The sequence below is a fragment of the Psychrobacter aquimaris genome (assembly GCF_016107525.1).
In the GTDB taxonomy this organism is placed as follows: Bacteria; Pseudomonadota; Gammaproteobacteria; order Pseudomonadales; family Moraxellaceae; genus Psychrobacter; species Psychrobacter aquimaris.
The window spans coordinates 1-12,738 of record NZ_JABASR010000010.1; the positions used below are offsets into that span (position 1 = coordinate 1).

The 12,738-nt window shown below is 44.3% G+C and carries 9 protein-coding genes; 4 read left to right on the forward strand and 5 right to left on the reverse strand.

Annotation, left to right across the window (positions count from 1 at the left end):
- Together JFC10_RS09845 and JFC10_RS09850 are read right to left on the reverse strand one after the other, a co-directional pair.
- Entirely contained in the window at positions 1 to 870 is an 870-nt protein-coding gene (locus tag JFC10_RS09845; RefSeq protein WP_198332684.1) for a reverse transcriptase domain-containing protein, read from the reverse strand.
- Positions 871 to 1,630: 760 nt separating this feature from the next.
- Complete coding sequence (locus tag JFC10_RS09850) at positions 1,631 to 2,128, reverse strand: cupin domain-containing protein (protein WP_198332685.1); 498 nt, start codon at positions 2,126 to 2,128, stop codon at positions 1,631 to 1,633.
- Positions 2,129 to 2,315: 187 nt separating this feature from the next.
- On the opposite strand from JFC10_RS09850, the gene JFC10_RS09855 reads away from it, so the two are divergent.
- On the forward strand, positions 2,316 to 3,476 hold the full coding sequence (locus JFC10_RS09855; RefSeq protein ID WP_198332686.1) for a MalY/PatB family protein: 1,161 nt from the start codon (positions 2,316 to 2,318) through the stop codon (positions 3,474 to 3,476).
- 67 nt (positions 3,477 to 3,543) lie between these two features.
- Here the strand turns inward: JFC10_RS09855 and JFC10_RS09860 are convergent, their stop codons facing one another.
- The 3 genes from JFC10_RS09860 to JFC10_RS09870 all read right to left on the reverse strand — a co-directional run bounded on the left by JFC10_RS09860 (position 3,544) and on the right by JFC10_RS09870 (position 8,668).
- The gene (locus JFC10_RS09860; RefSeq protein WP_198332687.1) at positions 3,544 to 5,118 is read right to left on the reverse strand and encodes an FGGY-family carbohydrate kinase; all 1,575 of its coding nucleotides are present in this window, start codon (positions 5,116 to 5,118) and stop codon (positions 3,544 to 3,546) included.
- Positions 5,119 to 5,162: 44 nt separating this feature from the next.
- Positions 5,163 to 6,830 carry a glycerol-3-phosphate dehydrogenase/oxidase gene (locus tag JFC10_RS09865; RefSeq protein ID WP_198332688.1) on the reverse strand — a complete coding sequence of 556 codons (1,668 nt, stop codon included), beginning with the start codon at positions 6,828 to 6,830 and terminating at the stop codon, positions 5,163 to 5,165.
- A gap of 80 nt (positions 6,831 to 6,910) precedes the next feature.
- Positions 6,911 to 8,668 carry an FAD-binding oxidoreductase gene (locus tag JFC10_RS09870; protein WP_198332689.1) on the reverse strand — a complete coding sequence of 586 codons (1,758 nt, stop codon included), beginning with the start codon at positions 8,666 to 8,668 and terminating at the stop codon, positions 6,911 to 6,913.
- Positions 8,669 to 9,314: 646 nt separating this feature from the next.
- Between JFC10_RS09870 and guaA the strand changes: the two genes are divergently transcribed.
- From guaA to JFC10_RS09885, 3 genes are all read left to right on the forward strand, one after another.
- Complete coding sequence (gene guaA / locus JFC10_RS09875) at positions 9,315 to 10,919, forward strand: glutamine-hydrolyzing GMP synthase (RefSeq protein WP_193012556.1); 1,605 nt, start codon at positions 9,315 to 9,317, stop codon at positions 10,917 to 10,919.
- Positions 10,920 to 11,126: 207 nt separating this feature from the next.
- Positions 11,127 to 11,813, forward strand: a complete 687-nt coding sequence (locus JFC10_RS09880) for a zinc ribbon domain-containing protein (RefSeq protein WP_198332690.1) — start codon at positions 11,127 to 11,129, stop codon at positions 11,811 to 11,813.
- A 45-nt stretch (positions 11,814 to 11,858) separates the two neighbouring features.
- A complete protein-coding gene (locus JFC10_RS09885) occupies positions 11,859 to 12,671 on the forward strand; it encodes a hypothetical protein (protein WP_198332780.1) in 813 nt (270 codons plus the stop codon).
- Positions 12,672 to 12,738 lie beyond the last annotated feature (67 nt).

A 12,738-nucleotide genomic window follows, 5' to 3' on the forward strand; every position in this document is an offset into this window, starting at 1 on the left:
TTAGTGAGGTGCTCTTCTTTTTTCAATCACTTTCGAAGTTGAGAGTGGGGTTATATATGGAATTTCTTTTTTTATTATCCAGTTGTCAAAATCATGCAAATACATTGAAGAGCACAATGAAGCTATAGGCATACCTTGTCGAACGCCCTTTCCCTCAAGTTCTTTTAGATATGTTTTTATCAGTTTTTTGTACCTTGGGTCGCCATAATCCAACTTAGCATCGCAATAAACGAAGCTTTTAAAAATAGCAATCAGCTCTTTATCGTCATTTAATCCAATAAATTTTTTTTCAAACTTTTTTACAGCGATTTCTCTATTTATATTATCGAAAAATTTAACAATATCTGCCTTGATAACGTATCTATACTTACTTCGATACTCTATAACATCATCTAAAGCCTTGCGAATACCATATATGGTTTTCTTTTTTGGTACTCCTCTATCATCAACATAGTCTACCTTTTTATCGTTATAACCTTTATTCAAGGCATGATCATACATACAAAATACTTTGTATATTTCTTCGTAATAGTTTTTTAAGTATTTAATAAATAGCTTTTGAAGGATTCTATCTTGTACGGAGGGAACACAGACTAGACGAGTATTTTCTGTCGTCATAGTATTGTCTTTGAGACCAGTTGTTTTAGGAATAATAATAGGTGTTAGGTTGTCACAACCATATTCTAATTGCGATATTTTATGACAAATAGTATTTAATTTTTCTGCACTAAAATTATTTAAATAATCATTAACGGTGATGTATTTAGTATGGTAGGAGTTGTCGGCTTTCGACTTGTTTTCAGCGAGTTGGTTGAGAGTGGATTTAAAATGTTCTTTCACATAGGATGAGAAGTTAACCTTGTCTGTCATGACGCCTCTCCCGCTTTCAATACATAAACCTTTTGCAAAAAACTAGGCTATTTGTGCAAAAGATCTAATAACTCGACGGTCATGACGAAGGTGCGGTAATCTACGCAATCGCTGAGCTATATTGATTAAGCTTTGACATCTGTCTCCACTTAACCAGACCGTACGTTTCATACGGTACGTTATAGCGCTGCTATATGTCGTGACAAGCTCTTTAATAATAACTTGGCAATCTATTAAATTGCGTATGCTATTTCGAGCCAGTCCCTCCAGTTTTGCGATTTTCTTATGCAGTCCTTCACTATTACATGATACCACAAATACGTCCGCAATTATTATTGCTAATGCGATGATTATGTACATTTTACTGGCAAATGTTACTGTTGGCAGGAGTGCGCCGATTAGCAGTACCATCCGTTCTACCCAGATTAATAGTGTGGTCAGTTTCTTTATTATCATCACGCCCTCGCCTGTTCGATTTGTTGAGTCCCTTTGAGTTGTTTGTAGCCGGAGCAAAGGTAATCTACGCAATCGCTGAGCTATATTGATTAAGCTTTGACATCTGTCTCCACTTAACCAGACCGTACGTTTCATACGGGACACTATAGCGCTGCTATATGGCGTGACAAGCTCTTTAATAATAACTTGGCAATCTATTAAATCGCGTAAGCTATTTCGAGCCAAATATATAATAGCATTAATTTTTATACTTATGAATTATAAAACACTTGTTAATTAAATTTTTATTATCCGAGTCTTACCTCTAGATTTCACCCAAATCTTCCATATCCACATACTCTTTTTTACCATGGATCTTATACATCTTACGCTTGATCTCTGGATACAGGGTAATGTCAATCGGTGGTCGGCTGCCACCCATCAAGTAAGTGGCATCGGCAGCGCTCTCATTGCGCATCGAGTGCGCCGCGCCATGAGCAGGGAAACCGACAAAATCTCCAGCACTCAGCTGATAATCCTCATCACCATAGCGCAGCGACAGCTCACCTGACAGCACATAAATAAACTCATCCGACTCTTCATGATAGTGATGCGTCGTCGTCTCATCTCCCGCTTCCACACGTACGAGGTGCAAGCCAAATTTAGTCAGACCAACGATATCACTGAGCGACACCGTATGGCGAATGGCGTGCTCGTTGAACTGGTGGACATGCTTAGTCTCAGGCGTGTTATCGATATCGGATTTGGTCAAGACGTATGCTTGCGTGTCCTTACGCGGCTGTTGGTCTGGTGTCGTCATCATCTGTCTCCTTGATTGATGCTTTGAGTGTATACCACTATTAGCCAATAGTATCAGGTTTTAAAAGGGACGAAATAGGCGTGATTTTAATAATCATATAGCGACTTTATATATCCTGCATAAAGCGATTGTTGATGACGCTATTCATGTTGTACCCTGAACCATTATTTTTAAATGAAGGAGAGCGCGGGTGTTGTATAACTTTGATGAGGTCATCGACAGACGGGATACGGGGTCGCTCAAATGGCACTATAGCGATGATACGATTCCGCTGTGGGTGGCGGATATGGATTTTAAGGCCGCGCCGCCTATCTTAAACGCGATTGAGCAAGCCGTGCAGCATGGCATATTGGGCTATACCAAACCTACCGCGGCGCTGTATGACGCGATTATTGATTGGCATGGCAGTCGCTATGAGTTGGCGCTTAAGCAAGCAAATATCTTGTTCTCCCCAGGTGTCGTACCAAGCCTAGCGCTGATGATGAACGTCTTTACCGAGGTAGGGGATGCGGTACTGGTCAATGATCCTATCTATGCGCCATTTATGAGTAAAGTTGAGCAAAATGGTCGCACGCTCATCACCTCGTTATTACAAGAGAGTGAGGGCAAATATCATTTAAATTTAGCGGATATCGAAGCTAAGATTATCGAGCATGATATTAAGCTGTATTTACTCTGTAATCCGCACAACCCGGGTGGTCGCGTGTGGACAGCGGATGAGTTGAAAGCTGTACTTTCGATTTGTAAAAAGCATGATGTGGCGATTGTCAGCGACGAGATTCATCAGGACTTAACCTTGCGCGGTCACACGTTCACACCGTTTTTGACGCTAGCAACAGGTTACGAGCACAATGTGGTCAGCCTGACCTCGATGACCAAAACCTTTAATATCGCTGGGATTAAAGGCTCGATGATCTTTGCTAAAGATGACGCATTAATCCAAAAAATCAGTCAACAGCAGCAATTAAATGACGAGTACGAGCTAAATTTATTTGCGTATACTGCGATGCGTCATGCGTATGAGCAAGGCAATGAATGGTTGGCACAGGCGCTGACATATATCGAGGCCAATATTGATTTAACCATACAGTTTTTCGCTGAACACCTGCCTAAAGTTAAGGTCATGCGTCCAGAAGCATCCTATCTAATCTGGCTGGATTGCTCTGCATATAGTCAAGATGATCAAGTGCTCTATGATAGTCTAAGAGCGGCGAAAGTGGAGCTAAATGCTGGGATTAAATATGGCGCAGAGGGACATCTTAAAATGCGCCTGAATGTGGCTTGTCCTAAAGCGTTGCTGATAGAAGGGCTAAATCGTATGCAAACAGCATTAAACAGTGATGGTATTTAGACAATACTGAAAGCCACCATGCTTATCCAGTATTGAGGTTAGTGTGATTGGGCAGCTGGGCAGATATTTAATATTGTTTCGCAGGATAACCCGTAATATCTTGAATGCTTTGATATAACGGCTTTAGGCGCTTATACATTTTGAGATAGACCTCATTATAAAGACGTTTGTAGAGCTGGACATTGACGTCAATGGGTACAAATCCATCACCCAAATGAGTCATCGCCTGAGTCGCGGTTAAATGGTCAGGATAAACGCCAAGACCCACTGCACAGTTGATGGCAGCGCCTAAGCCTGAAGCTTCATAAGTATGCGGTCGATAAGCGGGCATACCAAAGATATCTGCCGTCAGCTGCATGGCGGAGTCACTTTGGGAGCCGCCACCAGACACACGCAGGTGTTTAATGGGTTTGTCTGTACGCTTCTCAATAGTATCAAAACCAAGCTTTAGCTCGTAGGCAAGTCCTTCCAAAATAGCGCGATAAACATGCGCTCGCGTGTGTACATCACCGAAACCAATGAGTGCACCTTTGCCTTCAAGACCCGGATGACGAACACCGGGCGACCAATATGGCTGCATCATTAAACCCATACAGCCTGCTGGAATGTCTTTTACCGCTTGATCGAGTAGTTTTTCAGTATCAACACCCTGAGTTTTTGCCAGTTGCTCTTCATACTGGGCAAATTGCTCCTTAAACCAGCTGACCATCCAAAAGCCGCGATAAATCATATATTCATGATTGTAGTAATTCGGCGCGGCGGCGGTATAGGCGGGCATGTGCTTGAGTATCTCAATATAATGGCTCGACGTGGTATTAATAGTCGCAGTAGTGCCAAAGCTTAAGCAGGCGGTATCGGCGGCGAGTCCAGCGGAACCCAACGCTTCGCAAGCTTTATCACTGGCAGCGGCGATCATTGGCGTGCCTTCAACAACACCAGTAGCGGCGGCAGCGTGAGCGGTAATGTGACCAAGTAGCTGCCCTGGTGCCACGAGTTTGGGCATTTGCTCTAGTCGGCAACTGAACAGTCGCCATTTGATATTGTTTGGCTTAAACCAAGTTTGCGCTTTGTAATCATAAGGCAGGTAGCCTAAGGCATGACCAGTAGAATCGGCAATCTCGCCTGTGAGTTGATAGGTGAGGTACGCTGATAAATTGACATAATAGGCTGTTTTTGCCCATATTTCTGGTTCGTGATGAGCAAGCCAATTACAGCGTGCTTTTTGCTGCGCCTCTTGTACCAGCTCACCCATACCGATGACTTTGGTGAGTGGATTGAGAAAGCCGATATCGTTGGTTTCGCCGCGACGCAAATCCATCCACACAATGGCGGGACGTAGCGGTTGTTTATCCTTGTCCAAACATATCATGGTATAGCGCTGGGTGGCGAGACTGATGCCGGCAATTTGCGCTGGCGTGATATCGCAATTTTGCCACAACTGCTGACAGGCCTCGCTTAATTTTTGCCAATAGTAGGCGGCATGTTGCTCAGCAAAATTGGGCTGCGTTGAAAAATACGGCTCGATAGCGACGCGGGCTTTGGCGATCTCAGTGCCAAATTGATCAAATATCAGCGCTCTGACGCTTTGCGTACCATTGTCGATGGCTAAGAAATAAATAGGAGCATCAAAGTTGTTGGTCATAGTCATCCTTAACTATGTAGTGATAAGCAGTAATAAAAATAGGCTTAAGCCGCAGGCAGATGATAGTAGCGTTGCCATAACTCTTGATAGCGGTCAACTTCTTGCTGCCATTTTTGCTCATCCCAGCCCAGTTCCTGCTGACATATTTGTTTGAGCCTATCACTAATCGGCCGCGTCATCGCGCCATGCAGCAGTATCAATCCTAAGCGCGTGCGTCGCAGTAATAAATCGTCCAAATGAATGACTTGCTCGTAATGCGCCGCAAAACGTATTTCCGCCCAAATGGTATTGCTGTTGGTCACATAAGCCAAATCATCGTCATGCGCCAGCTTAAGCAAGGCATCAAGTTGCCGACCATAAAACCCTTTTAAGCGCTGCTGTAGCGATGCGGGCAAGGTGGCAAATTTAGGGTTGGTTGGTACTAATTTGCTAAAGACTTGGTCGTTATGGTGAGTATGGTCTTGGATAGCGACGCCATCAAGTGCCAACACCTTTTGGCAGGTTTTGAGTACATCGAGGGCTATCAGGCGAAAAGTCGTGAGCTTGCCACCACTGACGGTCACTAAATTGTTATCGAGCCAAATGCTATGGTCGCGCTTTTCTTTACTTGGGCTGACGCGCTTGCCATCGCCGCCTTCAGATATCAGCGGACGCACACCTGCCCACGTGCTGATGACGTCTTCTCGGTTTAGATTAGCCTTGTCAAAGAGATTATTGGTTGCCGCCAATAGATAATCTACCTCTGCATTGGTGATACCGACTTCGTTATCGTCTAAGGGCGGATGATCCAGATCGGTTGTTCCAAGGACCGTACGGTTTTCCCATGGAAATACAAAAATGGCTCTTTTATCGACAGGATGCAAAAAGGTATAGGCTTGCTTGAGCGGCAGACGCTCTTGACTGACCACCAAGTGACTGCCACGCGATGGGCGAATTTGTTTATGAAAGTTTTGCTCCGTCTGAGCGCTCGCTTGCATCCGTAAAGTATCCGCCCAAGCGCCCGTCGCGCTGACCACCACTTTGGCATAAATATCATACGTGGCGGCGCTATTTTGCGCAGCAGTATCTACTAGACTCGCACCCACCACCAAGCCTTGCTCATTAGTCATTAATGATTCGGATTTAAGGTAATTAATCGCATGCGCGCCATCATGAATCGCTTCGTCCAGCACCCGCATCACCAGCCGTGAGTCATCGGTCACTGCGTCACTAAACTGGCTGGCACCCAAGAAATTCTCTCGTTTGATGCCAGGATTTGAACTTAAAAAAGCGTCTTTTTTAAAGTATTTAAAGTAGCGCTGCCCTGCCAGTTTATCGTATACCCTAAGTAGGGTATTAAATATCCATGGCGGTGGAAACTTGCCTTTATAATGCGGCATGACGTAATGCATTTCATTAACCAGACCACTTGCTTCACTAAGCATACGCTCACGTTCACGCACGCTAAGCAAAGTCGTTTTATAGTCGCCTGAGGCAATATAGCGCAGCCCGCCATGTACCATTTTACTAGAGCGGCTAGAGGTGCCCCACGCAAAGTCTTTTTGCTCAATGAGTAACACCGCCAAGCCACGCCGTGCCGCTTCGCGCGCGATCCCAGCACCAGTGATGCCGCCACCGATGATGAGCATATCCCACGGTACTACTTGAGACGAGCGACGAAATAAAGGCGCTAATACTTGCTGGCGTTGCTGATGTTGATTGGCTTGGTTCATAAACGACTCATCTCAAATGATACTCAAATTAATCAGCGACTTAACCTGTTTAAGCCAACTAGTGACGCTAAGGCGACCTTTTAATCTTCGATTAAGACGCCTGGATTCATACGCTGCTTGGGATCTAAGCTTTTGAGCATATCGCGGGTCACTTGAATACCTAGCTCGCCTTTTTCAGCAGCAAGGTATGGCGCGTGATCGCGACCAACACCATGCTGATGCGATATCGTCGATTTGCCATTAGCCAAACTGGTACTAGCGGCAAGTTTGATTTTTTGCCAGCGGCTTAAAGTGCTAGCGTGGTCTTGTGCTGCTCTAAAGAAGTAGGTGGTATAAAGGCTAGCACCTTGCTTATAGACGTGCGAGATATGAGTAAATGCCATCACCGCTTCGCCTTCATCGCTCAAAGCCGTTTGAACGCCTGCTTGCATCTGCGCCATTTGCTCATCGATATTATGCCAATTGGTTGCAGTCTCAAAGGTATCGACCATGATGCCCTTTTCCCACAGTGTCCCGCGCAAATAAGGGAGTTTAAAGCGGCCGTGTGCCCAAATTTTGCCCATGATATCGGTCAGCTTGCCCGTGACACAGCCTTGCTGTTTTAGTAGCTGCTTGAACTGTTTAAGTGCCAGTTTATTCTGCGCTTCATCACCTGAGACGCCATAAGTCAGCATGACTTTGTTTGAGCTCAGTCCACGTGCTTTTAGATAAGTGCTAATGGCTAAAAACTGACTAGGCGTCGTACCCAGATGCAAGTGCGCGTCGGTCTCGACCGCATTGCTCAGACGAAGCATAGACAGGCGGATATTACTCTGCACGGCTTGTCTGAGTATGGCTTTACCCGCTTCCCAATTGGGTAAAAAGGCGACTTTAAACAACTCTTCTTCCGGTTGTGGCTGCACGCGCATTTTGACTTCGGTAAAAATACCAGCTCGACCTTCCGTGCCCATCATCATCTCACGCAGGTCAGGCCCTGCTGATGAGGCAGGAATATCAGCGATATTGAGTATGCCTTGCGGCGTGACTAATGTACCACCGGCAAACATCTGCTCGATACGCCCGTAGCCTAATGACTGCTGCCCACTAGAGCGCGCGGCAATCCAGCCGCCGAGCGTCGATAGCTCCCAAGACTGCGGATAATGTCCCAATCTATAGCCATGCTCGTCCAATTGTGCTTCAACGGCGGGCCCTTGTGTGCCTGCGCCAAAGGTAGCGATTTGGCTCTCATTGTCTAAACCAATAAGCTGATCCATCTTGCTCATCGCGACGGTGAGTACAGGGCGTGAACCCTTTTGCGGATTGATATGACCAACTACCGAAGTACCGCCACCAAACGGAATGACGATAAGATCATGTTCGCTTGCTAGCTTTAATAAGGTTTCGACATCAGCGGTCGATTTAGGAAAAGCGACGCCATCAGGGAAGACTTCAAAGTTACCACCATGCATGGCTATCCAGTCTGGAAAGCTTTGCCCACGAGCGTGTCTAAGCCTAATCTCACTATCAATAGAGACGATATCAAGATCGATAATGGCAGTAGGTAAGCGCGATGTGGGGACGGTTTTTAGTACCTGTTGTAAGCTCACCGACGATAGTTTTTTGGTTTTGCCAATATGTGATTTGATGAGTTTTGCGCCGTGCGGTGAGACTTTTTTATTAATATTGATATTGCCCCAACCGTTCCAGCGCGTTTGCTCGATGGGGGTATTGGACGTATGACTTTTTGAGGTGGCGTCTACACTGGTCTTATTGGTATTCTGGTTATCAGAATTTACTGAAATAGCTTCGGATTGGTCAGATTTAGGGCGTTTTTGGATAAGGGATTTTATTTTGCTCATAGGGACATACCTGTCAATTTATTATGATTATTTATGACTATAATAAGTAACTGTTTTCTATACATTAGTCAACGAAGATTGGTGTACTGTCTCAACTTTATAAGTCTTTATTCCTCACGAACACAATCAGTCTATGCGCTAAGTAGTGCCAAATGACACCAATAAACCCTAGCATATAAAAATACCAATGCGGTGAGACTAAGCTTGAGAAGATTTCAGATGAAGTACATGTGTTGCCGAATAATACACGGTAATCATAGGCGACACTGATGCAAGTATTCTATATAGAATGCTATGTAAAAAAGTACAATGGCTACTTTGTAATAACGTCTACACCATAATTTAGGCGTTGCCCATAAAAGTATCAGGCTGAGAAGAAAGCCTAATAGCCAAGAGTATCAGTTGACGTACTAGACCTATCAGCCGCTTTTTTATGCTGTTCATTATTCTACAGTGCCTTATCATCGCTACCTAGATATAGAAAAATATAGAAGAAATGCATTTATTAATGAAATAAAGTAGGGGTTTATACTGATGAGTTATAAAGTTATATGCCAGTTAGCAGATTAGATTATTTTTATAGCCATTAATGTGCGGAAACTTGTTAAAATAGGGCACCAATTTATCTATTGATGGACATCGATTTATGACCACTGCCGCTGCCACTCCTGCAATACCTACTATCAAGCAAGATCGCATCTTAATTCTTGATTTTGGCTCGCAATACAGCCAGCTAATCGCTCGCCGTGTGCGCGATTCTGGGGTGTTTTGTGAGATGTTCCCTTATGACATCGACACCCAGCGCATCATCGATTTTGGCGCAAAAGGCGTTATCTTATCCGGTGGTCCTGAGAGCGTGCACGCTGAAAACAGCCCGCGTATCAACGATGCTGTATTTGACTTAGGCGTACCAGTACTAGGTATTTGCTACGGTATGCAAGCGATGGCAGATCGTTTCGGCGGGCAGGTTCATGCCAGTGATATCCATGAGTTTGGCGCAGCGACTATCAATATCAATGGTACTTCTACACTGATCAATGGAATCGAAGACGCAGCGGGTAAGCTGAATGTCTGGATGAGCCATGGCGACAAGGTAATTGAAGCGCCACAAGGTTTCGATATCGTCGCTAGTACGCCAAGCTGTCCGATTGCGATTATGGCAGACGATTCGCGCCATTATTATGGTTTGCAGTTCCATCCTGAAGTGACTCATACCGCCCAAGGTCAGGCACTGCTTGGTCGTTTTGTCCATGAAATCTGTGATTGCGCTGGCAGCTGGACGCCTGACAACATCATCGATATGCGTATCGAACAGTTACAGAAGCAAATCGGTGATAAGCAAGTATTGCTCGGTCTTTCAGGTGGTGTCGACAGTTCGGTCGTTGCAGCACTATTGCATAAAGCGATTGGCGACCAATTAACTTGTGTGTTTGTCGATACCGGTCTCTTGCGTTTGCACGAAGGCGACCAAGTGATGCAAATCTTCGCAGAAAATATGGGCGTAAAAGTCATTCGTGTCGATGCCGAAGAGTTGTTCTTAACGGCATTGGCTGGCGAGTCTGATCCTGAAGCCAAGCGCAAAATCATCGGTAAAACCTTTATCGACGTTTTTGCTAATAGTGCCCGTGAAATCAGCGAGCAAAGCGATGGCAAAACGATTGAATTTTTGGCACAAGGGACGATTTATCCAGACGTTATCGAATCAGCGAAGTCGCATCAAGGTAAAGCCCACGTGATTAAGAGCCATCACAACGTTGGTGGTTTGCCAGATGATTTGGCGTTTGAATTGGTTGAGCCGTTACGTGATTTGTTTAAAGATGAAGTCCGTAAATTGGGTATTACCCTTGGTTTACCAGCGAAGATGATCAACCGCCATCCGTTCCCAGGACCGGGTTTGGGCGTGCGTATCCTTGGTGAAGTCACCAAAGAGTTTGCTGATATCTTGCGCTCAGCTGATGCTATCTTTATGGAAGAGTTAGAAAAATCAGGCTGGTATGAGAAGACCGCGCAAGCGTTTGCGGTATTCCAACCGATTAAATCGGTTGGCGTGGTCGGCGATGGCCGCCGCTATGCATGGGTGATTGCGCTACGTGCTGTTGAGACCGTAGACTTTATGACCGCGCGCTTTGCCCATCTGCCGTATGATTTGATCGAGACGGTATCGAACCGCATTATGAACGAAATCGCGGAAGTGTCACGCGTGACATATGATGTGTCGAGTAAACCACCTGCGACGATTGAATGGGAATAAACTTCTTATTTAATCTTTAGCTGAAATAAAAAAACACTCAACTTGGTTGGGTGTTTTTTTTGGTTAAAACAAACGGGTAGCTAAGAATCCTCTAATTTTTCATTGAACATTTGTCTTTATTATCTATAATATAGCAAACTTTAATTGACTTTTAATTATTGAAGTTGATATAAAACCACAAACCGTTTGGTAAAACTAAGGGATAAGATGCTTTGTAATAACTGTAATCAAGAAAATTCAAGTGAGGCAGGATTTTGTTCAAAATGTGGACATCAGCTCTCTGACGTTCAAGCACAAACACCGCCACCGTTAACGGCAGTTAATATTTCTAAAGATGCGCAAAGCACGAAAAACACATCATCATCTGACTCTGAGACAGCTGATACTTTACTGGCGGCCTTCGTTGGTAAAAAGTATGATGATTTCTACCGTAATAAATGGTTTAAGGACAGTGAGCCACGTTTAGAAGTCAATAATGATGGTTCGAGCATTCACAGTTTTAATATTGCCGGACTGCTATTGGGAACATCGTGGTTATGCTATCGTAAAATGTACCTAGTAGCCTTGTGTATTGTAGTTGGTATAAATACGGTCGATTTGATTTTAATGCATCTGCTCGGTCTGGAAATGTATAGCTCTATAGGTCAAACCAGCTTTTTTATCGCATGGGCAGTACTGACAGGACTTTTAGGTAATTATTTTTACTTTAATCATAGCGTCAAAAATATAAAAAAAGTCATGAGCAACACAGCAGACCCAGCGATGCTTGAACAGGAACTAGCGGCAAAGGGTGGTACGTCATGGGTTGGCGCAATTGTGGGTAGTATATTGGCGGTTTTACTATCAATGGGTATGTCCTACTTGTTTGCCCCTGATTGGTTTTGGTTGGTGTAGTACGTCTAATCAATAAGGTTAATCTAAGGATGCGAGACAAGAGCAATGGAACCATTAAAACAAGCATATGATTTGGAACTAACGGATAACAATCACGGACAAGGTTGGGCCTTTGGACGTCCTGTCGGTATTACTACTGATCAATGGCCGCGAAGTAGGAGCAACGGTCTACCGATGGCGCACTTATGGACGATATTAGTACCTGAAGTGTATCGCGTAAAAGGTCAGGACTTTGTGGCAATCTCATTCTTTCAAGCGGATGATCATACTGCTGACACTATAGATGGTGTTGAAGATTTGATTACGAACCTCACTGAGGTGAATCATACAGACGCTGAGAATTTTTGGGTGTCACTGAGTCGCTATGCTAACCATCGTCACCCTCAAGAAATATATCTTGAAGATATTATTGGCGGTGGCTGGGCGTTAATTTGGCTAACGGAAGCAGAGTTCCATGGTGAATCTACACCACTGCCTGATAAAGATAACAGTGTGCATCCAAACTATGCAGTAGAAGAGTGGGGGAGTACCTGTTTTATTACAGATAAACCCGCTCAGTTTATTAAGCAAGTTACTCGAACAGATGATCCTAATATTGGTAAAGCGCTAACTGAATGGGCAGATGAAGACGATGAGAATGCTTATGTTCCTATGTTTTCTACAAAAGGCGACGTATTAAAACTTGATAGATTTCATGCAAAAAATCACTTTGGTGGTACAGCCAATCCTATTCAAGCAATGCCAGAATTTAGCCCTTTTTATATTGAGTTTGAAGAAGCACTTGGCGATGCCAATATGGGCGGTGGTAATGGTCAAATTGATTTGCTGAATAATAATTTTGACTGGGCGTGTGGCTAGTTATTGATAATGTAGAAGTGGCTTTGTTTGAACGTAAGTCATTCGCTCCATATTCATTTCATCCTTA